This is a genomic window from Streptomyces genisteinicus (genome assembly GCF_014489615.1).
Taxonomy (GTDB): Bacteria; Actinomycetota; Actinomycetes; order Streptomycetales; family Streptomycetaceae; genus Streptomyces; species Streptomyces genisteinicus.
Genome location: NZ_CP060825.1, coordinates 3,614,195 through 3,636,252, shown reverse-complemented (window position 1 = coordinate 3,636,252; position 22,058 = coordinate 3,614,195). Strand labels below are relative to the sequence as shown.

14 protein-coding genes and 2 tRNA genes are annotated in these 22,058 nt (G+C 71.5%); 3 read left to right on the top strand and 13 right to left on the bottom strand.

Translation table 11 applies throughout. From position 1 onward, the window contains the following. Positions 1–40: 40 nt before the first annotated feature. Entirely contained in the window at positions 41–1,612 is a 1,572-nt protein-coding gene (locus IAG43_RS15835) for an MFS transporter (protein ID WP_187741367.1), read from the top strand. Positions 1,613–1,697: 85 nt separating this feature from the next. Here the strand turns inward: IAG43_RS15835 and IAG43_RS15830 are convergent, their stop codons facing one another. Together IAG43_RS15830 and IAG43_RS15825 are read right to left on the bottom strand one after the other, a co-directional pair. After that, positions 1,698–2,561: a LysR family transcriptional regulator gene (locus IAG43_RS15830; protein WP_187741366.1), complete on the bottom strand. Its 864-nt coding sequence runs from the start codon at positions 2,559–2,561 to the stop codon at positions 1,698–1,700. 1,377 nt (positions 2,562–3,938) lie between these two features. Then, positions 3,939–4,011: transfer RNA gene (locus tag IAG43_RS15825), tRNA-Ala, on the bottom strand. Positions 4,012–4,209: 198 nt separating this feature from the next. Here IAG43_RS15825 and IAG43_RS15820 point away from each other — a divergent pair. Beyond that, the gene (locus IAG43_RS15820) at positions 4,210–4,758 is read left to right on the top strand and encodes a helix-turn-helix domain-containing protein (RefSeq protein ID WP_187741365.1); all 549 of its coding nucleotides are present in this window, start codon (positions 4,210–4,212) and stop codon (positions 4,756–4,758) included. Between the two features lie 46 nt (positions 4,759–4,804). After that, the gene (locus IAG43_RS15815) at positions 4,805–6,079 is read left to right on the top strand and encodes a serine/threonine-protein kinase (RefSeq protein WP_187741364.1); all 1,275 of its coding nucleotides are present in this window, start codon (positions 4,805–4,807) and stop codon (positions 6,077–6,079) included. A 425-nt stretch (positions 6,080–6,504) separates the two neighbouring features. On the opposite strand, the gene IAG43_RS15810 is transcribed toward IAG43_RS15815, so the two are convergent. From IAG43_RS15810 to dnaA, 11 genes are all read right to left on the bottom strand, one after another. Continuing rightward, positions 6,505–7,971, bottom strand: coding sequence for a hypothetical protein (locus IAG43_RS15810; RefSeq protein WP_187741363.1), 1,467 nt, complete (start codon positions 7,969–7,971; stop codon positions 6,505–6,507). A gap of 668 nt (positions 7,972–8,639) precedes the next feature. Next, positions 8,640–8,774 carry a DLW-39 family protein gene (locus tag IAG43_RS34225; protein WP_003958712.1) on the bottom strand — a complete coding sequence of 45 codons (135 nt, stop codon included), beginning with the start codon at positions 8,772–8,774 and terminating at the stop codon, positions 8,640–8,642. A gap of 235 nt (positions 8,775–9,009) precedes the next feature. Beyond that, positions 9,010–9,086 (bottom strand) — tRNA-Ile (locus IAG43_RS15800). 82 nt (positions 9,087–9,168) lie between these two features. After that, entirely contained in the window at positions 9,169–9,741 is a 573-nt protein-coding gene (locus tag IAG43_RS15795; protein ID WP_187741362.1) for a DUF3566 domain-containing protein, read from the bottom strand. 114 nt (positions 9,742–9,855) lie between these two features. Further along, a complete protein-coding gene (gene gyrA / locus IAG43_RS15790; RefSeq protein WP_187741361.1) occupies positions 9,856–12,474 on the bottom strand; it encodes a DNA gyrase subunit A in 2,619 nt (872 codons plus the stop codon). Positions 12,475–12,515: 41 nt separating this feature from the next. After that, a complete protein-coding gene (gyrB, locus tag IAG43_RS15785; RefSeq protein ID WP_281403965.1) occupies positions 12,516–14,588 on the bottom strand; it encodes a DNA topoisomerase (ATP-hydrolyzing) subunit B in 2,073 nt (690 codons plus the stop codon). Between the two features lie 453 nt (positions 14,589–15,041). Continuing rightward, entirely contained in the window at positions 15,042–15,593 is a 552-nt protein-coding gene (locus tag IAG43_RS15780; protein ID WP_187741359.1) for a DciA family protein, read from the bottom strand. Beyond that, entirely contained in the window at positions 15,590–16,717 is a 1,128-nt protein-coding gene (gene recF / locus IAG43_RS15775) for a DNA replication/repair protein RecF (RefSeq protein ID WP_187741358.1), read from the bottom strand. The genes IAG43_RS15780 and recF overlap by 4 nt, the downstream gene beginning before the upstream one ends. Before the next feature lie 55 nt (positions 16,718–16,772). Beyond that, entirely contained in the window at positions 16,773–17,720 is a 948-nt protein-coding gene (gene gnd, locus IAG43_RS15770) for a phosphogluconate dehydrogenase (NAD(+)-dependent, decarboxylating) (RefSeq protein WP_187741357.1), read from the bottom strand. A 32-nt stretch (positions 17,721–17,752) separates the two neighbouring features. Then, positions 17,753–18,883: a DNA polymerase III subunit beta gene (gene dnaN, locus IAG43_RS15765; RefSeq protein WP_187741356.1), complete on the bottom strand. Its 1,131-nt coding sequence runs from the start codon at positions 18,881–18,883 to the stop codon at positions 17,753–17,755. A gap of 1,025 nt (positions 18,884–19,908) precedes the next feature. After that, positions 19,909–21,891: a chromosomal replication initiator protein DnaA gene (dnaA, locus tag IAG43_RS34970; RefSeq protein ID WP_187741355.1), complete on the bottom strand. Its 1,983-nt coding sequence runs from the start codon at positions 21,889–21,891 to the stop codon at positions 19,909–19,911. Between the last annotated feature and the right edge of the window lie 167 nt (positions 21,892–22,058).

Sequence of the window (22,058 nt, the reverse complement as noted above, 5' to 3'; positions counted from 1 at the left end):
GACGGTCAAGGTTCTCGGACTGGACACGATGGGGAGTTCCATGAGCACAACGACCGTACGCAGGGCCGGTGCCCGGGAGTGGGGAGGCCTGGCGGTCCTCTCGTTGCCCACTGTGCTCCTGGGCCTCGACGTCACCGTGCTGTACCTCGCCCTTCCCTCCCTGGCGGAGGACTTGCGCCCGAGCGGCACCGAAGAGCTGTGGATCATGGACGCCTACGGCTTCCTGATCGCCGGCTTCCTGATCACCATGGGCACCCTGGGCGACCGCATCGGCAGGCGCAGGCTGCTGATGATCGGCGCCGCCGCCTTCGGCGTCGTCTCCGTGCTGGCCGCCTGGTCCACCAGCGCCGAGATGCTCATCGCCGCCCGGGCCGCGCTCGGCATCGCCGGGGCCACCCTGATGCCGTCGACCCTGGCGCTGATCAGCAACATGTTCCACGACGAACGCCAGCGTTCGCTGGCCATCGGCGTCTGGGCGACGAGCTTCGCGCTCGGCATGGCGCTCGGCCCGGTGGTCGGCGGCGCGATGCTGAACCACTTCTGGTGGGGCTCGGCGTTCCTCCTCGCCGTCCCGGTCTCCGTCGTGCTGCTGGTGGCCGCGCCCCTGCTGATCCCCGAGTACCGGGCACCGCACAGCGGGCGGTTCGACCTGCTGAGCGTCGTCCTGTCGCTGGCGGCGATCCTGCCAGTGATCTACGCGGTGAAGCGGTTCGCCAAGGACGGGCTGGACCTCCCCACGATCGGCGCCACGGTGCTCGGCGTGGCCTTCGCCGTGGTGTTCGTCAAGCGTCAGGGCAAGCTCGAGAGCCCGCTGCTGGACGTGCGCCTGTTCACCAACCGCACCTTCAGCGCCGCGCTCAGTGTCCTGCTGATCGGGCTCGTCGGTGTCGGCGGCTCCATGCTGCTGATCACTCAGCAGCTCCAGCTCGTCGAGGAGCTTCCCCCCGTCGAGGCCGGGCTGTGGATGGGGCCGCCGGCGCTGATGATGTTCCTGGCCGCGATCGGGGCGCCGCTGGTCGCCCGCCGTGTGCCCCCGGGCATCGTGGTGGCCGTCACGCTGACGCTCTCCATGATCGGTTACGTGCTGCTGACCCTGGTCGGCGCGTCCGGCGGCGTCGCCCTGATGGTGACCGGATTCGGTCTCGTCTACCTGGGGCTGGGGGCGATCGCCGCCCTGGGCACGGACCTCGTGGTCGGCGCCGCGCCGCCGGAGAAGGCGGGTTCGGCCTCGGCGATGTCGGAGACCGTGCAGGAACTGGGCCTCGCGCTGGGCGTGGCGATCCTGGGCAGTCTCGCCACGGCGGTCTACCGCAGCCGCATGGACGGCGAGATCCCCGCGGGCACGCCGACCGACGTCGCGGAGACGGCCGGGGACAGCATCGCGGGCGCCTCGTCGTCGGCGCAGCGGATGCCGGAGGGCTGGTTCGAGACGGCGAAGGAGGCGGCCACCGCCGGTCTGAACACCGCGATGCTCGTCGCCGCTGTCTGCACCCTGGTGCTCGCGTTCCTCTCCGCCGTCGTCCTGCGCCATGTCGGCGTCATCGGAGGCGACGGCGAGCCGCAGGAGGACGACAAGACCGCCACGGCGGAGCCGGCCGGGTCGCAGGTCTGACCGCGGAGCGGGTCGCCCCCCTCGCCCCGGCGCCGGCGGGCGCCCGGTGGCCGAGGGGGCCGCGGCCCGCGCGGGGCGGCGGCCCTCAGTCGCCCGCCTCAGCCACCACGTCCCGGGCCAGTCTGATGAAGGAGCGAAGCGCCGGATGCTGGTTGTTGGAGGCCCAGACCAGATACACCGGCACCGGGGGCGCGTCGAGGATGGGGAGGTAGGCGATCTCCGAGTGCGGGTGCATCCAGGCGGTGGAGGCCGGCGTCACGCCGATGCCGACGCTGGCGGCTATGTACGTCTGCCAGTCGTCGATGGTGTCCACGTCCACCGCCACCACGGGCTGCCGGCCGTCCTGCCACAGGCCGAGGGTGGTGGTTCCGGAGAAGGAGTTGACCACCAGCGGGTGGCTCACGAGATCCGACAGCCGTATCCCGCTCAGGGCGGTCAGCGGGTTGTTGACCGCGACCGCGACCACCCGGGGCTCCATCACGAGGAGTTCCTCGTGCAGGTTCCGGCGCCGGGCGTGGGTCCGCATGATGGCCACGTCCGAGAGTCCGCTGGTGAGACCGCCCGCGGGATCGTCCACCCGCCGCAGGCGCACCTGCACCTCGGGGTTGGTCTCCTGCCATCGGCGCAGGATCTCGCTGGTGTACATGCCGGCCGCCGACCAGGCGTGACCGACCCGCAGGGCGCGCACCTTCTGGAGGTCCGAGCGCAAGGCGTCGTCGAAGGCGGTGACGGCGGCGTCGGCCTTGGCACAGAACGTCTTCCCCGCCACGGTGGGCTGCACCCCCTCCGCGGAGCGCTCCAGCAGGGGCTGTTTCACCTGCCGCTCCAGTTCGGCGAGCCGGCGGGAGACCGCGGACTGCGCCATGTGCAGGCGGGCGGCCGCCTTCGAGATGCTCCCTTCCTCGACCGCCATGAGGAAGGTGCGCAGGTGGTGGACTCCCACGGCCATGACGCTGGTTCCCTTTCACTGAAGAGTTCAGATGAGCGGGTGGAACCCGTCCTGGCACAGGTCCGGTGCGGACGGGGGCGCGCTGCGCAAGTCGACGGGACGGAGTACGGCGTCAGCGGTCGGTCGGGTTTCCGTACGCGCTCCTTTCCCTGTCGGACCGGCGGCCGGATCGGCGCCCGGAAGGGCTCCTTTCCGCGCCCGTCCGGCACCCGCCGGCCGGGCACCTTTTCGTAACCGCCGGTCGGGCCCTATTTCGTACCCGCCGGTCGATATTGCGGGCGCCTGCGCCGGGCATGACATTCACCCGCCACCGGATTTCTCCCGGTCGCGCTTTCTCCGCACTTTCTTCATGAGCGACAGAGGCGGACGGAATCCGGGACCGCTCCCCAGGCCGGAAATGACCCCGCCGATTGTCCGGTACGGTGCGCCCGAAAGGCACACCGCCGGGAACCGCCGGCCGGGCCCGCCCCGCCACGCCGGTTGCACGTGTCATGGCGCAATCAAAAAAATGGGGGTGGGGCGGCAGCATCCGCTTCCGGAGGGTCACATGGAGCGATCCCCGGCATCCGGCCCGCCCAAGGAGGACGGACGGTGATTCACAGCCGGGAACGCCCGGGACCGGGAGAGTTTACCCGGCCATTACCGTTGCCTCGGGCAGCCTTCCACCCGTCACGACTCCGACCACGGGCCGTGACGGCCCGTGGTCGGTGACGGTGCGGATTCGCCTCTTCCGGGTGGAGGAGGCCGACGGGTTATCCCCTCATGACCGGAATGGCATGCCGAATCACGGCCGGACGCACGCCGCCGAGCGCGGCGAACAGGATGCCCGTCACCGACGGATACGGAGCTCACTGTCGCGGGACAACACATGGGGGGTACCTCCGTGGACACCGGCCGGCTCGAGCATTCGGGAAACGCTGGACGACGGCACCGCCAGCGTGTGCCCACTAAGGTCACACTCACCAGTGTGACTGGTGCTTTTTAAGGGTTCAACAGCGCCCCATTGAAGGGCCGATAAACTACTGGCCCGGATGGTAAGGGGTGATCCCCCGGATCGGCTTTACTCCGCAGGTCGGGACGCGGTGGCGGGCCGAAAGGAACGCGGGCGCCCAATCGCGGGTCCTATTCACGTGGCGGAAAGCGAACGGCTGTGCGCCTCGGTCGCCGATCCTCCTGGCCGCACCCCGCGCGCCCCGCGCACCCCCGGCGCGGCCGGGGGGCGCACCCGGCCGGGCGGCGGACCGTCCGCCGGGCTCGTGTGTGACACCGGCGGGCGAGGACGGCGACCGTACCGCGCCGGCCGGCCTACAGACCGGCCGCCGACGAAGAGGACCCCTCCGCCCCGCGCACACGCGGGACGGAGGGGTCCTCCGGAAGTGGAGCCTAGGGGAGTCGAACCCCTGACATCTGCCATGCAAAGACAGCGCTCTACCAACTGAGCTAAGGCCCCGGAAAGGGAGTGCACCAAGCGACGGTCCGGTTGCCCGTCCGTCACCGTGCCCAAGAGTAGCGGGTCACCCCCGTGATCCTGCAAAAGGATTGGAGGTACGGGACTCCCCATGGGCCTCCCGGTGGACGACCACGCTCCGTAGGATGCTCCCGAGGTTCGCAGCAGCGAAGCCGCTTGGGGAAGCGATGGGGAGACGCAATGGACGCAGCACAGCAGGAGACGACCGCGAGAGCCAGGGAACTGCAGCGCAGCTGGTACGGGGAACCGCTGGGCGCACTGTTCCGCAGGCTCATCGACGACCTGGGCCTCAACCAGGCACGTCTCGCGGGCGTCCTCGGCCTGTCGGCTCCGATGCTCTCCCAGCTGATGAGCGGCCAGCGCGCCAAGATCGGCAACCCGGCCGTGGTGCAGCGGGTCCAGGCACTGCAGGAGCTCGCGAGTCAGGTCGCCGACGGCAGCGTCAGCGCGGTGGAGGCGACGAGCCGGATGGAGGAGATCAAGAAGTCGCAGGGCGGCTCGGTCCTCACCGGCACCGGCCAGTCCACCGGCACCTCCGGGGCGCCGACCGTGCGCCGGGTCGTCCGCGAGATCCAGTCGCTGCTGCGCTCGGTCTCCGCGGCCGGCGACATCATCGACGCGGCCGACTCCCTCGCCCCCACCCACCCCGAACTGGCAGAGTTCCTCAGGGTGTACGGCGCGGGCCGCACGGCGGACGCCGTCGCGCACTACGAGGCGCACCAGAACTGAGCGAGGCGCACGCCTCCACGAGGGAACCGGGAGCTGGCTCAGCACCATGGGTGAGGTCTTCGCTGGTCGGTACGAACTGATCGACCCGATCGGGCGCGGCGGGGTCGGCGCGGTCTGGCGTGCCTGGGACCACCGGCGGCGGCGCTACGTGGCGGCCAAGGTGCTGCAGCAGAGCGACGCGCACACCCTGCTGCGCTTCGTGCGCGAGCAGGCGCTGCGCATCGATCACCCGCACGTCCTCGCGCCGGCGAGCTGGGCCGCGGACGACGACAAGGTCCTGTTCACGATGGATCTGGTCGGCGGGGGCTCGCTGGCCCACGTCATCGGCGACTACGGACCGCTGCCCGCCCGCTTCGTGTGCGGCCTCCTCGACCAGCTGCTCGCCGGACTGGCCGCGGTGCACGCCGAGGGCGTCGTGCACCGTGACATCAAGCCGGCCAACATCCTGATGGAGGCCACCGGGACGGGGCGGCCGCACCTGCGCCTGTCCGACTTCGGCATCTCCATGCGCAAGGGCGAACCGCGGCTGACGGAGACCAACTACGTGGTCGGCACGCCCGGTTACTTCGCCCCGGAGCAGATGCTCGGCGCGGAGCCCGACTTCACCGCCGACCTGTTCGCGGTCGGTCTGGTCGGCCTCTACCTCCTCGAAGGCCGCAAGCCGGACTCCCAGGCCCTGATCGAGCACTTCGCCCGGCACGGCACCCCCGGAGCGCCGCAGGGCATCCCCGAGCCCCTGTGGCAGGTCCTCGCCGGGTTGCTCCAGCCCGACCCCCAGGCCCGGTTCCGGACGGCCACGGGCGCGCGCAAGGCCCTCAGCGCGGCCGTGGAGGCGCTGCCGGACACCGGGCAGGCGGAGGAGCCGGTCGAGATCTTCGACCAGATCGGCCCGCTGCCCGCGGGCTTCGGCCCGGCGGGCCCCGAACGGGACACGGCCCCGGCCGCCCCCGAGCGGCCGTCCGCGCCCGCACCCGCGGCCTCACACACCGGCAGCTTCCACCTGGCGCCTCCTCCGCGGACCTCTCCCCAGCCGTCCGCCCCGCAGCAGGCGCCCGTGCAGCAGGCCGCGCCGTACGCCCCCGTCCACGCGGAACCCGCTCCGGCACCCGCCCCCGCGCACCAGGAGCCGACGGCACCCGTGCGGTACGAGCAACCGCAGACGCGCGCCTACACGGCGCAGCAGCCGCCCGTCCCGGCGGCACCCGCCCCTGCCCCGCCCGGCCGCCCCCGCCCGGGGCCGCCTCCGAAGGTGGCGGTCCCGGTTCTCCTCGTCGCGCTGCTCTGCTTCGCCGTGGGTTTCTGGGCCCTGACCCGGATCTGACCCGGATCTGCCCCCGGTCCGTCCCGGGGGGCCGTTCCCCGGGTCCGGTCCGGTGCCTGCTCCGGCATCAGCGCAAGAGCGGCCGCCCCGGAAGGCGGCCGGCCGCGCCCGAGCCGCCCCCGGCGGCCGGGCTCCGGCGCGGTCCCGCTGCCCGGCCGGCCGAAGCCACCCCCGGCTCCGCCCCCGGGTGCCGGGCGGCCCGGTCCTGGGCCTCGTCCGGCACCTCCCGCCTGACACATCCCGCCCGGCGCGCGACGCCCGGCACGCACTCTCCCGGCTACCGCTGGGAGGTGCCCCCATGCCGCGTCGTCGGAGTCGTCCGAGTACGGCCCGGTACGCGGATGATCCTCCGGCCGTGCGATCGCACGCACCGGACGCCGCGCGCCCCGCCCTCCGGGCGGACGGCGCCATGTGCCGGAGACGGCCTACTGCCCGGGCGGCGGGCCGAACCCTCCGTACCCGTGCCCCTGGCCCGGACCGTCCTGCGCGGACGCCCGGTGCGCGGACGCCCCCTGCCCCTGCGGGTAGCCGTATCCGGCGGGCCCGCCGGCAGGGGCACCGCCCGGCACGGCCTGTGCCTGGGCGGGGAGCGCCACCGGGTCCTGCCCGCGGGCGGCGGCGCCGCGGCGGGCGAGCAGCGTCCAGAGCCCGAGCGCGAGCACCAGGAGCGTGCCCGTGCCGATGCCGGCGGCGGCCACCACGCGCATGGTCGCGCCGTCCGCCTCCTCGGCGGCGTTCCTGCCGCTGTCCGCGGCCTCCCGGTCGTCGTCGGTGACCTGGAAGTCGCCCGCCGGACCGTCGTAGGCGGGACCGCTGCGGGCGTCGCCCTCCACGTTCACCCGCAGCGTCAGCGGCAGCGGCCCGTCCCCGAACTCCCCGGCGATCTCCGGGCTGAGGGTGACCGAGAGGTAGTACCAGCCGGCGAACCTCATGGCGCTGACGGTGCTGTCGGAGTCGTAGCGGTTCTCGTGGGCGACGGGCGGCAGCGGGTCGAGGGCCAGCGTCTTCTGCTTGCCGTCGTAGTAGACGCCGGACTCCTCGTCCACCAGACCGAGCGCCGGGTTGTGCAGCGCGACGACGAGCGCGTTGCTGACGCTCCCGGGGTCGGCAGCCGTGCTGCTGCCGAGGTCGGCGCTGACGAACAGCTGCCTGCCCCAGTCGACGGGCACCCGGTAGAAGAGGGTGCGGCCCGGCCGGATCTCGTCCTGCCACTCGCCCTGCGTGAGGCCGGTGGCGTCGTGGAAGCCGTTGCCGCCCGCCCGTGCGACCGGACCGCCGGCCGGCGCGGCGGGCGAGGCGGACGGCCAGTTATCGGGCGCCGCGGTGGGCCCCTGCCCGCTCAGACCCGGTTCCGTGACGAAGCGGATCTCCACCTCCCACGGCTCGGGCGACGCGGCGGCCTCGCCCTTGCGCTCCAGCAGCACGTAGTAGGTGCCCGCCTCCTGGCAGGTGCTGCTCTCCTTGTCGACCCGGCGGCTCGCGTAGTCGGCCACCGGACGCGGGAAGGCGGCCGAGCCGAAGCGGGCCTCGCCCTCGCTGCACGCGGTGCCCGAGCGGTTCTCGACGCTGACCGACAGCTCGTCCGCGTAGGTCACCGCGGTCGCGGGCTCCGGGACGGCGACCGCGGACACGTAGGCGTTCGACACGGCGTCGAGGTCGATGCGGTAGTAGCGCTTCTCGCCGGCCCCGATGCGGTCCTTGTACACCGAACCGGCTTGCAAGGAGGGCCCGTTCGTGTTCACGGCGGTCCCGCTCACGGGCTTCGCCGCGCGGTCGAACGCGTACGGACCGGGCTCCGGGGCCGCGGCGGCCGGGGCCGGCAGCACGGCCACCGCGCAGGCCGCCGCGATACCGGCCAGCGCCGGCCGTGTCCTGCCGCGCTGCCTCTTCACGCGCTTCTCCTCGTGCTCGATGGGTCCGGCCGGGCGCCCGCAGCACACCCGGAGTGCGCCGTGGCCGCCGTCCCGCGCCGCGCCGTGGCCGCCGTCGGGACAGCGCCGCCGCCCACCGCGGCCGTCGCGGCGCCGGACCATCCTGCCCCGGATCCGGGGGCGCTGTCTCGGCCCCCGGCCGAATCACCCCTCTTGTCCCCCGACCCGCCGTTCCCGGCGGTCACGACGGACCCGTCCCGCGAGGCCCGGCCCGCTCCCCGCCGAACCCGAACCCGGGCGCGGGCACGGCACAGGCCCGGGCACAGGCGCGGCACGGGCACGGACACCCCGACTGCGTGACGGCGGCACCGCCACCGGGCCGCCGTACGGCCCGCCCGCGGCGTTCCGGCGCCCCGTCCGGGGGAAGGGGCGGCGGAGGGCGGCGGTGGCGCCCCGGGGCGCGATCACGGGGACGCCGATCGCGGCCAGGCGCCGCGCCGCGGCGGCCGTCCCGCTCCCACCGGGCCCCCGGGAGCCGCGCTTTGCTTCAGCAAGCAAAGAATTCGCCTTGGCGAACTCGCGGGGATCGCGTCACGTCACGGCACCGGCGGGCCTGCGACGGCGGGCGCGAACGGCACGGAGCCCCGGCCGCGTGCGCGGCCGGGGCTCCGGTTCCAGGACTGTGCGTCTCAGACACCCGAACCTGCGGGCACGGAGTCGGTCGCCTCCGTCCACAGATCCTGCTCGGCGCGATCCGCCTGGATCTGGCGGTACACGAGGAGCCCGCCGATGGCGGCCAGTGCGACCAGGAGGAGCTTCTTCACCGCGCGACCTCGTCTTTCCTTGACGTATGAGGACTTCTGGCGCCCGACTATACACACCGGCCGATACCGATCGGTGACCTGCGTGCACCGCCCCGCCGCGCCCCCACAACCCCAACTCCGTCCCCGGGAAACGGGATCGCCCCGCAAGCGGAACCCCGTCCGGCCGGCCCGCCGGACCGGACACGGCCGGACACGACAGAGGCCCCCGACCGTCTCCGGTCGGGGGCCTCTGCACTGGTGGGGCTAACAGGATTTGAACCTGTGGCCTCATCCTTATCAGGGATGCGCTCTAACCAACTGAGCTATAGCCCCTCCGCGCTGCGCGCTGACCTCTGAAGATTAGCGCACCCACCGTGCAGCGCCAAAATCGGAATCCGAGGACCCCGGCGGAGCGCTACTCGTCCTCGGCGAGCGTGAGCTCCACACCGCCCACGAAACCGGCGGAGAGGTTGTAGATGAAGGCTCCGAGCGTGGCCAGGGCTGTGGCCAGCACCACATCGATCACCGCGACGACGGACGTGAAGACCAGCACCCGCGGCAGCGACAGGAACGACTGGAGGTCGAATCCGTTGCTGTCGCCGGAACCGGTGGCGTCGCTGATCTGACCGCCCACGGTGGAGAAGACGCCCATCGCGTCCATGACCATCCACAGCACCGCGGCCGCGACCACGGTGCAGATGCCCAGGGCGATGGAGAGCAGGAAGCTGACCTTCATCACCGACCACGGGTCGGCCTTGGCCACCCGCAGCCGCGCCTTGCGGGTGCGCGGCGTCGTGCTGGCGCCCGTACGCGGCCTGCGCACGGCGCCCGAGCCCTGACGGCCGGCCTGCTGCTGCCTGCCGTCCTGGGCGCCGCCGGGCGAGGGATACGCCTGCGGCGGGTGGTACGGCTGGCCCGCCTGCTGCGGAGCAGGCTGCTCGCCGCCGAACATCTGGTACTGGGGCTGCCCGCCCCTGGTGTCGGTCACCGTAGTCCCCCTGTCGTCAGCGGTGGGGTGCCCACCCTGGGAGTCCGCGGCAGGGCCACGGGCACCGTTCGCTCCGGAATTGGCCGCTCCGGCGCCCGTGGCTCCACTCACGCTCTACTCCTCGTGCTCCCCTGCCGAGGACGGGGTGCCCTCGGCTGCCGTCTCGGCACTCTCGCCGTCGACCGGCTCGACCCCGTCGACCTCTTCGGCCTCGCGGCCCGCCTCGGCGTTGCGTGCGATGCCGACGACGGCATCGCGCTTGCCCAGGTTGATCAGTTGGACGCCCATGGTGTCACGGCCCGTCTCCCTGACTTCGTTGACTCGCGTACGGATCACACCGCCGCCCAGCGTGATGGCGAGGATCTCGTCCGTCTCCTCGACCACCAGCGCGCCGACGAGCGATCCGCGGTCCTCCACGATCTTCGCAGCCTTGATGCCGAGACCGCCACGCCCCTGGACGCGGTACTCGTCGACCGGGGTCCGCTTCGCGTACCCGCCGTCGGTCGCGGTGAAGACGAACGTACCGGTCCGCACCACGTTCATCGAGAGCAGTTCGTCTCCCTCGCGGAAACTCATGCCCTTGACGCCCGAGGTGGCCCGTCCCATCGGCCGCAGCGCCTCGTCCGTCGCCGTGAAGCGGATCGACTGCGCCTTCCTGCTGATGAGGAGCAGATCGTCCTCGGCCGAGACCAGTTCGGCCCCGATCAGCTCGTCGTCGGCGCCCGACTCGGTCTCGCGGAGGTTGATCGCGATGACACCGCCGGAGCGCGGCGAGTCGTAGTCCTTCAGCGGTGTCTTCTTGACCAGGCCTGCCTTGGTGGCGAGCACCAGGTACGGAGCGGCCTCGTAGTCGCGGATCGCGAGGATCTGCGCGATCTGCTCGTCGGGCTGGAAGGCCAGCAGGTTGGCGACGTGCTGGCCGCGGGCGTCCCGGCCGGCGTCCGGCAGCTCGTACGCCTTCGCCCGGTACACCCGGCCCTTGTTGGTGAAGAACAGCAGCCAGTGGTGGGTGGTGGAGACGAAGAAGTGGTCGACGATGTCGTCCTCCTTCAGCTTCGTGCCGCGCACCCCCTTGCCGCCGCGCTTCTGGGACCGGTAGTCGTCGGTCTTGGTGCGCTTCACATAGCCGCCACGCGAGATGGTGACGACGATGTCCTCCTCGGCGATCAGGTCCTCGATGGACATGTCGCCGTCGAACGGCACCAGCTTGGAGCGGCGGTCGTCGCCGAACTTGTCGACCAGCGCGGTGAGTTCCTCGCTGATGATGGCGCGCTGCTTCTCCGGCGAGGCCAGGATCGCGTTGTACTCGTTGATCTTGGCCTGGAGCTCGTCGTGCTCCTGGATGATCTTCTGGCGCTCCAGGGCGGCGAGCCGGCGGAGCTGCATCTCCAGGATGGCGTTGGCCTGGATCTCGTCGATCTCCAGGAGGTCCATCAGGCCGCCGCGGGCGACGTCGACGGTGTCGCTGCGCCGGATCAGCGCGATGACCTCGTCGATGGCGTCCAGGGCCTTGAGCAGGCCGCGCAGGATGTGCGCCCGCTCCTCGGCCTTGCGCAGCCGGAAGCGGGTGCGCCGGACGATGACCTCGACCTGGTGGGTCACCCAGTGGCGGATGAACGCGTCCAGCGAGAGGGTGCGCGGCACGCCGTCGACCAGCGCCAGCATGTTGGCGCCGAAGTTGGTCTGCAGGTCGGTGTGCTTGTAGAGGTTGTTCAGCACGACCTTCGCGACCGCGTCGCGCTTGAGCACGATGACCAGGCGCTGACCGGTGCGCGAGGAGGTCTCGTCGCGGACGTCGGCGATGCCGCCGATCTTCCCGTCCTTCACCAGGTCGGCGATCTTCTGGGCAAGGTTGTCCGGGTTGACCTGGTACGGGAGCTCGGTGACCACCAGGCACTGGCGGTTCTGGATCTCCTCGACCTCGACGACCGCGCGCATCGTGATGGAGCCGCGGCCGGTGCGGTACGCCTCCTCGATGCCCTTGCGCCCCACGACGAGGGCGCCCGTCGGGAAGTCGGGGCCCTTGATCCGCTCGATCAGCGCGTCGAGCAGCTCCTCGTGGGTGGCCTCCGGGTGGTCCAGCGCCCACTGGGCGCCGGCCGCGACCTCGCGCAGGTTGTGCGGCGGGATGTTGGTGGCCATGCCGACGGCGATACCGGCGCTGCCGTTGACCAGCAGGTTCGGGAACCGGGCCGGCAGGACCGTCGGCTCCTGGTTGCGGCCGTCGTAGTTGTCCTGGAAGTCGACGGTCTCCTCGTCGATGTCCCGGAGCATCTCCATGGACAGCGGCGCCATCTTGCACTCGGTGTAGCGCATGGCGGCGGCCGGGTCGTTGCCCGGGGAGCCGAAGTTCCCGTTCGAGTCGACCAGCGGCATCCGCATCGACCACGGCTGCGCGAGGCGCACCAGGGCGTCGTAGATCGAGGAGTCGCCGTGCGGGTGGTACGTGCCCATCACGTCGCCGACGACGCGGGCGCACTTGTAGAAGCCCTTCTCGGGCCGGTAGCCGCCGTCGTACATCGCGTACAGCACACGGCGGTGGACGGGCTTCAGCCCGTCACGGACGTCGGGCAGCGCACGGGACACGATGACGGACATCGCGTAGTCGAGGTACGAGCGCTGCATCTCGGTCTCGAGACCGACCGGCTCGATCCGCATCTGCGGACCCTCTTCTTCGGTGGTCACGGGGGTGGGGTTGTCCCCGCCGGGGGCGGGGGAGGTCTCGTCGGCCATTGCTGGTCTTCGGTCCTTTCGTGCGGTCAGCTGAGACCGACTCAGATGTCGAGGAAGCGGACGTCCTTGGCGTTGCGCTGGATGAACGAGCGCCGCGCCTCGACGTCCTCGCCCATCAGCACCGAGAACAGGTCGTCGGCCTGGGCCGCGTCGTCCAGCGTGACCTGGCCGAGCACGCGGTGCTCCTGGTCCATGGTGGTCACCCGCAGTTCCTCGGCGTTCATCTCGCCGAGGCCCTTGAAGCGCTGGATCGAGTCCTCCTTGATGCGCTTGCCGGCCTGCTTGCCCATCTCGACCAGGGCGTCGCGCTCACGGTCCGAGTACGCGTACTCGAAGTCGTCCCGGCCCCACTTGATCTTGTACAGCGGCGGGCGGGACAGGAAGACGTGACCGGCCTCGACCAGCGGCCGCATGAAGCGGAACAGGAAGGTCAGCAGCAGGGTGTTGATGTGCTGGCCGTCGACGTCGGCGTCCGCCATCAGGATGATCTTGTGATAGCGCAGCTTCTCGATGTCGAAGTCCTCGTGGACCCCGGTGCCGAAGGCCGAGATCAGCGCCTGGACCTCGGTGTTCTGCAGGATCTTGTCGATGCGCGCCTTCTCGACGTTCAGGATCTTGCCGCGGATCGGCAGGATGGCCTGGTACATCGGGTTGCGGCCGGACTTGGCCGAACCGCCGGCGGAGTCTCCCTCGACGATGAAGATCTCGCACTTGGTCGGGTCGTTGGACTGGCAGTCGCTCAGCTTGCCGGGCAGCGAGGCCGACTCCAGCAGCCCCTTGCGGCGGGTCAGGTCGCGCGCCTTGCGGGCCGCGACCCGGGCGGTGGCCGCCTGGATCGCCTTGCGGATGATGTCCGCGGCCTCGTTCGGGTTGCGGTCGAACCAGTCGGTCAGGTGCTCGTGGACGACCTTCTGCACGAAGGTCTTCGCCTCGGTGTTGCCCAGCTTGGTCTTCGTCTGGCCCTCGAACTGGGGCTCGCCCAGCTTGACCGAGATGATCGCCGTCAGACCCTCGCGGACGTCCTCGCCGGAGAGGTTGTCGTCCTTCTCGCGCAGCAGCTTCTTGTCCCTGGCGTAGCGGTTGACCAGGCCCGTCAGCGCGGCGCGGAAGCCCTCTTCGTGGGTGCCGCCCTCATGCGTGTGGATGGTGTTCGCGAAGGAGTACACGCCCTCGGTGTACTGCGAGTTCCACTGCATCGCGATCTCGACCGAGAGCATCCGCTCCTTGTCCTCGGCCTCCACGTCGATCACGGTCGGGTGGATCAGCTCGCCCTTGCGGGAGTTGAGGTACTTCACGAAGTCGACGATGCCGCCCTCGTAGTGGTACGTCACCGTCCGCGCCGGCTGCTCCTCGGCCGTCTCGGCGGCGTCCGGGTCGTCGGCGTTCATCGTCGCCTTGGCCGACTCGCGCTCGTCGGTCAGCGTCAGGGTGAGGCCCTTGTTGAGGAAGGCCATCTCCTGGAAGCGCCGGGCGAGCGTCTCGAAGGAGTACTCGGTGGTCTCGAAGACGTCCGGGTCCGCCCAGAAGGTGACGGTCGTGCCGGAGTCCTCGACCTCCTCGTGCTTGGCGAGGGGCGCGGTGGGGACGCCGAGCTTGTAGTCCTGGGTCCAGCGGTACCCGTCGCGCTTGATCTCCACGGAGACCTTGGTGGACAGGGCGTTCACCACGGAGACGCCGACGCCGTGCAGACCGCCGGAGACGGCGTACCCGCCGCCGCCGAACTTGCCGCCCGCGTGCAGGACGGTGAGGACGACCTCGACGGCGGGCTTCTTCTCCACCGGGTGGATGTCGACCGGGATGCCCCGGCCGTTGTCGACGACGCGCACGCCGCCGTCGGCCAGGATCGTGACGTCGATCGTGTCCGCGTGCCCGGCGAGGGCCTCGTCGACGGAGTTGTCGACGACCTCCTGCACCAGGTGGTGCAGGCCGCGCTCTCCGGTCGACCCGATGTACATGCCGGGGCGCTTGCGGACCGCGTCGAGGCCCTCGAGGACCGTGATCGCGCTGGCGTCGTACGAGGCGCCGGCCTCGCCGCTCCCACCGGCAGTGTTGGACGGGATGTTCTCGTTGGGGTTGCCGGAATCGGCCACGAAGCGCCCTTTCTGGCACAGCACAGGCCGTTCTCCGGGGTAGCGGGACCGGCTGCGTCGTTCGGCTGCTAATCGACGTGTCCCGCCGGGAGGCGGGATTGTCCACCAGTCTACCGGTACCGGCGACACGAATGGGGGTTTGCCGGTAGCTGAGTACGCATGTGCCGCCCTCAACCGCCTCCGTCCGACTCCCCATATCCGGGAAGGGGCTCCAAGAGGCTCACAGCGGCTTTGAGCGCTTCGGCCTGTCAACCCTCCGCTACCCAGAGGGACGCCCCGTCGGTCCCGGCACTTCCACCCCGTCACACGAGCCCCGGAGCACGGCCCCGGAGGGTCCGGATCAGGGGTGCGCCGGCCCGCCGGACCGCCGTGCCGGCCGGCCCCGGACCGGCCTCCCGCCTGCCAGCCTGCCGCGCCCGTCCGCGTACGGCCCGCAGGAGCCGGGGCCCCGCCCGGGTCCCTGCGCACGCGCCCCGCTCAGCCGTAGGTGTCGCCGGGGCCGGTGCTGCCCGGCGCCCGCAGCGGTCCCCAGCGGCGCTGCGGTCCACCCGGTCCCAGCACCTTGATCGCGCGGACCGTCCCGTGCCCGAGGTCCTCGTTGAGGCGGGCGACCAGCCGCGGCGCGAGCAGCCGCAGCTGCGTCGCCCAGGCCGTGGAGTCGCACTGCACCGTCAGCAGCCGCTCGTCGGGGGCCTCGTCGTAGCGCAGCGGCACGCAGTGGTTGGCGAGATCGTCGCCGACGATCTGGGGCCAGCGGCCCATCACCCCGCCGACGGCGGCCGGCGTCTCCCAGCCCCGCTCCGTGATCAGGCGGTTGATCGCCGCGCCCAGCGGCAACGGGTCGCGGCCGTCGGCGCGCGCCCCGGAGCGCAGCCCGCCGCCGCGCCTGGCCTGCTTCTTCTGCTGCGCGGCCGCTCCGCGCGCCCGTGCCTGCTCCTTGGCGGCCCGCAGCGCGACCCTGGCCAGGTCCACCCCGGAGGGCTCCGGGGCGGACGGCTGCGGAGCGGCCCGCTGCTCGTCCCCGCTCATACCCGCGTCACCTCTCCGTCCGTCACCGCGTACCGCGAGCCGCTGAGCACGCCGGGCACGTCGTCGTCGACCGCCGCGGTGACCAGGACCTGCTCCCCGGGCGCCACCAGTTCGGCCAGCCGCTCCCGCCGCCGGGCGTCCAGCTCGGCGAAGACGTCGTCGAGCACGAGCACCGGCTCGTTCCCCTCGGCGCGCAGCAGGTCGTACGAGGCGAGCCGCAGCGCCAGCGCGCAGGACCACGACTCCCCGTGGCTCGCGTACCCCTTGGCGGGCAGGCGGCCCAGTCCCAGCAGCAGGTCGTCGCGGTGGGGCCCCACCAGCGTCACGCCCCGCTCGATCTCCTGCTTGCGGGCCCCGGCGAGGGCCTCGGTCAGCTGCCCGTAGAACTCCTCGCGGCTGTGCGCCTCGCCCGGGGCGCCGGCGGAGGAGCGGTACTCCAGCACGACCGGCCCGCCGCCGGGCGCCAGGGACTCGTACGCCTTGTCGGCGAGCGGCTGCAGGGTGGCGATCAGGTCCGCCCGCTGGGCGAGCACCTCGGCCCCGGTACGGGCCAGGTGCTGGTCCCAGACGTCGAGCGTGGACATGTCCATCGACCGCCCGCCGTGCCGCCGGGCCATGGCGGCCGACTTCAGCAGGGTGTTGCGCTGCTTGAGCACCCGGTCGTAGTCGGAGCGGACGCCCGCCATCCGCGGGGAGCGCGCGGTGACCAGGTCGTCGAGGAACCGGCGCCGCTCGCCCGGGTCGCCCTTGACCAGGGCGAGGTCCTCCGGAGCGAACAGCACCGTACGCACGATGCCGAGCACGTCACGCGGTCTGACCTGGGAGGACCTGTTGATGCGCGCCCGGTTCGCCTTGCCGGGGTTGAGTTCGAGCTCGATCAGCTGGGAGCGCTCGCCCTGGGTGACCGCGGCCCGGATCACCGCGCGCTCGGCGCCCATGCGCACCAGCGGGGCGTCCGAGGAGACCCGGTGGCTGGAGAGGGAGGCGAGATACCCGACGGCCTCGACGAGGTTGGTCTTGCCCTGCCCGTTCGCCCCCACGAAGGCGGTGACGCCCGGATCGAGGGGAACCTCGACCCGGGCGTACGAGCGGAAGTCGGCCAGCGACAGATGCGTGACGTGCATGGTGGTGCGCCGACCTTCCCCCGGCGGCCGTGCACCGCCGTGCACAGCCTGTGGATTACTTCTTGCTCTCCACCGCGTGGCCACCGAACTGGTTGCGCAGCGCGGCGATCATCTTCATCTGCGGGGAGTCGTCCTGGCGCGAGGCGAACCGGGCGAACAGCGAGGCGGTGATCGCGGGCAGCGGGACGGCATTGTCGATGGCCGCCTCCACCGTCCAGCGGCCCTCCCCGGAGTCCTGGGCGAAACCGCGGAGCTGGTCCAGGTGCTCGTCCTCGTCCAGCGCGTTCACCGCGAGGTCGAGCAGCCAGGACCGGATGACCGTGCCCTCCTGCCAGGAGCGGAAGACCTCGCGGACGTCGGTGACCGAGTCGACCTTCTCCAGCAGCTCCCAGCCCTCGGCGTAGGCCTGCATCATCGCGTACTCGATGCCGTTGTGGACCATCTTGGCGAAGTGGCCGGCGCCGACCTTGCCCGCGTGGACGGAGCCGAACTCGCCCTCGGGCTTGAGAGCGTCGAAGACCGGCTGGACCTTCGCCACGTGCTCGGCGTCGCCGCCGTACATCAGGGCGTAGCCGTTCTCCAGGCCCCAGACACCGCCCGAGACGCCGCAGTCGACGAACCCGATGCCCTTGATGCCCAGCTCGACGGCGTGCTTCTCGTCGTCCGTCCAGCGGGAGTTGCCGCCGTCGACGACGATGTCGCCGGGGGACAGCAGCTCGGCCAGCTCGTCGATGGTGGACTGGGTCGCGGCGCCCGCCGGGACCATGACCCAGACGACACGCGGGCCCTTGAGCTTGCCCACGAGCTCCTCGAGGCTGTGGACGTCCGCGACATCCGGGTTGCGGTCGTAGCCGATGACGGTGTGACCTGCGCGGCGGATGCGCTCGCGCATGTTGCCGCCCATCTTGCCGAGGCCGACGAGACCGAGCTCCATCTGAGATTCCTCAATCGTTGTGTGCCGATTCCTACCCGCGTCCGAGCCTACGCCCGGACGCGGGTGCACACCTGTGGGGTCACGCGCTCAGAAGCCGCTGATCAGCCGCTCAGACGCACGGGCATGATCAGGTACTTGTAGGCCTCGTCCGCCTCGGCGTCCATCGCGGGCCGGCCGCTCAGCAGCGCGGGCTTCGTGGAGGTCGTGAAGGAGAGCTGGGCCACCGGCGAGTCGATCGCGCTGAGGCCGTCGAGCAGGAACGTCGGGTTGAAGGCGATCGAGATGTCGTCGCCGTCCAGCTCGGCGTCGACCCTCTCCACAGCCTGTGCGTCGTCGCTGGAGCCCGCTTCGAGGATCAGCACGCCCTTCTCGAAGCTCAGGCGCACCGGGGTGTTCCGCTCGGCGACGAGGGCCACGCGCTTGACGGCCTCGACGAACGGCGCGGTCTCGATGACCGCCACCGAGTTGAACTCGGTCGGGAAGAGGGTGCGGTACTTCGGCAGGTCGCCCTCGAGCAGCCGGGTGGTGGTGCGGCGGCCGGCGCCCTCGAAACCGATCAGGCCCTCACCGGCTCCGGAGCCGGACAGCGCCAGGGTGACCGTGTCACCGCTGGTCAGCGCCTTCGCGGTGTCGAGGAGCGTCTTGGCGGGCACCAGGGCGACGGCGGACGCCTCCGGGTTCTCCGGCTTCCACAGGAACTCGCGGACCGCGAAGCGGTAGCGGTCGGTGGAGGCCAGCGTGACCGTGTCGCCCTCGATCTCGATGCGCACGCCGGTGAGGACGGGCAGCGTGTCGTCGCGGCCGGCGGCGATGGCGACCTGGGCGGCGGCGGAGGCGAAGACCTCACCGGGCACGGTGCCGGTGGCCGTCGGCATCTGGGGAAGGGCCGGGTACTCCTCCACCGGCAGGGTGTGGAGGGTGAAGCGGGAGGAGCCGCAGACGACGGTCGCCCGTACACCGTCTGTGGAGATCTCCACGGGACGGTTGGGGAGCGCGCGGCAGATGTCGGCCAGCAGGCGGCCGGAGACGAGGACGGTGCCGTCCTCGTCGACCTCGGCCTCCACGGAGACGCGTGCCGAGACCTCGTAGTCGAAGCTGGAGAAGCTCAGGGCACCGTCCTCGGCCTTCAGCAGAAGGCCCGCGAGCACAGGCGCCGGCGGACGGGCCGGAAGGCTCCGGGCCACCCAGGCCACCGCCTCCGCGAGTACATCGCGCTCCACCCGGATCTTCACCGGAACCGCCTCCTGCTGTTGCTGGCTCGCCCTGCTGGCCTTCGTCGTCGGCTTGATGCCGGGGACCAGTCTGACGTACCGCGCCGACAGCAGGTGCGGGTCGGGGTCAAGTCGGGTCGACGGGCGGCAGGAGTCCCGGCGCCGAGTTGTGCACAGGACCCCCTTCCAAACGAATTCCCCGGTAACTCAGAGTGGGAGTAGTAGTAGGTGCTGTGGAAACCGTGGATAACGCCGTCTGCGCAGGTCAGAGTCGGTTTTTTGTCCACTGCGCCTGTGGGCGGGACCCGTGGACAACCCGGTGTATCTGTGGACGCCCGGAAGTTCTGCACACCCGATGCACAGCCCGCCGGTACTTCTCCCCAGTGCCGTCCCCAGGTTTACCCAGGTTCCCCACAGGGCAATCGACCGCCCCGATGTGACGCCTTTCACTCGACCCGGTGAGCGGGGGTGTTGCGTTGCCGAACAGTGGACAGGGGTGGGGAAAAGCTGTGGGCAACCGCCGCCCGCCTGTGGGCCGCCGGTGGACAACGTGGATCAAGGTCTGTGGACGACGGCTGTGTCCACAGACTGTGGAGATCGTTCGGCCACAAATCCACAACCGGCTGACCTGCCAGGAACTCCCTGCGCTCTGGCCTGCTGTGGACCGTCGTGGGACAACTTCGCGGTCCCCAGGCTGTGGAGGGAAGATCTTCCCCAGATCTGTGGAGAAGGGCCCGCGGCCGCCGGGTATTCGAACACACCTCATCCGGCGGAGAGGTGTGAGCAGGGTGCCGGGCGGGCAGGCGGAGTCCCCGATGCCCGCCGGGTAACCGCCGTTGCGCCTGTCGGGAGGCCGCCGCTGCGCCCTGCCGGAGGCCGCGTCTTTGCCTGCCGCGCGGTGCCCTGCCGGAGGCTTCTCGGCGGCGCACGAGCCGCCGGGGCCGGACTGCCGGCCGCCCCGCCCCGCGGAGCTGCCCGCGGCCGCCGCCGGATACGGCGAAGGCGCCCGGGGACGAGGTCCCCGGGCGCCCTGGACGGCGTGCGCGTCAGCCGTTCTTGATGCGGTTGGTCAGCTCCGTCACCTGGTTGTAGATCGAGCGGCGCTCGGCCATCAGCGCACGGATCTTCCGGTCCGCGTGCATCACCGTCGTGTGGTCCCGGCCGCCGAACTGCGCGCCGATCTTCGGCAGCGACAGGTCCGTCAGCTCCCGGCACAGGTACATCGCGATCTGGCGAGCCGTCACCAGCACCCGGCTCCGGGACGAGCCGCACAGGTCCTCGACGGTCAGCCCGAAGTAGTCCGCGGTGGCCGCCATGATCGCGCCGGCGGTGATCTCGGGCGCGGCGTCCTCGCCGCCGGGGATCAGGTCCTTGAGCACGATCTCGGTCAGTCCGAGATCCACGGGCTGCCGGTTCAGCGACGCGAACGCCGTGACCCGGATCAGTGCGCCCTCCAGCTCCCTGATGTTCCGTGAGATGCGGGAGGCGATGAACTCCAGCACCTCCGGCGGGGCGTTGAGCTGCTCCTGCACGGCCTTCTTGCGCAGGATCGCGATGCGCGTCTCCAGCTCCGGAGGCTGGACGTCCGTCGTCAGGCCCCACTCGAAGCGGTTGCGGAGCCGGTCCTCCAGCGTCATCAGCTGCTTCGGCGGCCGGTCGGAGGAGAGCACGATCTGCTTGTTGGCGTTGTGCAGGGTGTTGAAGGTGTGGAAGAACTCCTCCTGCGTCGACTCCTTGCTCGCCAGGAACTGGATGTCGTCGACGAGCAGGATGTCCACGTCGCGGTACCGCTTGCGGAAGGTGTCGCCCTTGCCGTCGCGGATGGAGTTGATGAACTCGTTGGTGAACTCCTCGGAGCTCACGTACCGCACCCGGGTGCCCGGGTACAGGCTGCGCGCGTAGTGGCCGATCGCGTGGAGCAGATGGGTCTTGCCCAGCCCCGACTCCCCGTAGATGAACAGGGGGTTGTACGCCTTGGCCGGAGCCTCCGCGACCGCGACCGCCGCGGCGTGCGCGAACCGGTTGGAGGCCCCGATGACGAACGTGTCGAAGAGGTACTTGGGATTCAGCCGGGCGTGCGGCTCGCCGGGCCCGGGAGCCGGGGCCGGCTTGGCGCCCAGCGGGCCGGGCGCGCCCGACGGCACGCCGCGGTGCGCGCCCCCCGGCTCCGGCAGCTCGCGCCGCTCGGCCCGCGGGTCGTACTGCTGGCGCTCCGGCGGCTGGGGCGTCCGGTAGTCGTGGCGGTCCCTGCCTGCCTGGGGCGAGGCGTACGGGTCGCGGTCCTGGAACCCGCCGAGGCGCTGCTGCTGCCAGGACAGGTCCTCCGCGGTGCGCGGCCAGGCGCCGGGCTCGGGACGCTGCTGGTACTCGGGGTAGGTGGGCCGGACGCCGGGCAGGCCGTCGTCGGCGTCCTGCCGCCGGCCGTACGTCTCGTAGGGGTCGCCCTGGCGGGAGCCGTCGAATCCGTCGGCCGTGCGGGTGCCGTCGTACGCGTCGTTCCGGCCGGCGGGCTCGTAGCCGTCGCCCTGCCGGGAGGGCTCGTACCCGTCGTTCTGGCGCGGTCCCTCGTACCCGTCGTTCTGGCGGGTGTCGTACGGATCGCCGGCCCGCGGCCCCTCGTACGGTCCGCCGTGGCCGCCGTCGTAGCCGTCGCCCGGCCGTCCGGAGTCGTAACCGGCGGCGCGGGGGTCGTCGTGCTGGGGTGCGCCGTAGCGCGGCCCCTGCTGATGACGCGGGGGTGCGGGCGGCGGGTCGCCCGCCGAGTCGTCCACGGTGATGGCGATGCGGATGGGGCGGCCGCACTCACGGCTGAGGGTCTCGCTGATCAGCGGGGCGAGCCGGCCCTCCAGGACCCGCTTGCCCCATTCGTTGGGGACGGCGAGCAGTGCGGTGTCCGCGACCAGGGCCAGCGGCTGGCAGCGCTCGATCCACTGCTTGTCCTTGGGCTCGACCCCCTGCTGGCCCTCGTCGAGGAGCTGGTCCAGCACTCGTGGCCACACTGCGGCAAGATCGGCAGGTACGTCAGCCACGAAGCACGCTCTCTCGCAGGTCCCACGAATGTGTGGTTCTCGGGACGGGATGGGAAGACAGGCAGGAAAAGAATCGGAGTCCGGCCACGGTAGTCGGGCCGACTGATGCGGTTCAAGTTGTTGTCCACAGCCTGTGCACAGCGGGCCCCGCTGACGACCTGGTTTGA

Excerpts from the sequence above, each read along its gene's own strand:
- IAG43_RS15835 (WP_187741367.1), top strand. The coding sequence starts at position 41 with ATGAGCACAACGACCGTACGCAGGGCCGGTGCCCGGGAGTGGGGAGGC.
- IAG43_RS15830 (WP_187741366.1), bottom strand. The coding sequence starts at position 2,561 with ATGGCCGTGGGAGTCCACCACCTGCGCACCTTCCTCATGGCGGTCGAG.
- IAG43_RS15820 (WP_187741365.1), top strand. The coding sequence starts at position 4,210 with ATGGACGCAGCACAGCAGGAGACGACCGCGAGAGCCAGGGAACTGCAG.
- IAG43_RS15815 (WP_187741364.1), top strand. The coding sequence starts at position 4,805 with ATGGGTGAGGTCTTCGCTGGTCGGTACGAACTGATCGACCCGATCGGG.
- gyrA (WP_187741361.1), bottom strand. The coding sequence starts at position 12,474 with ATGGCCGACGAGACCTCCCCCGCCCCCGGCGGGGACAACCCCACCCCC.
- IAG43_RS15780 (WP_187741359.1), bottom strand. The coding sequence starts at position 15,593 with ATGAGCGGGGACGAGCAGCGGGCCGCTCCGCAGCCGTCCGCCCCGGAG.
- recF (WP_187741358.1), bottom strand. The coding sequence starts at position 16,717 with ATGCACGTCACGCATCTGTCGCTGGCCGACTTCCGCTCGTACGCCCGG.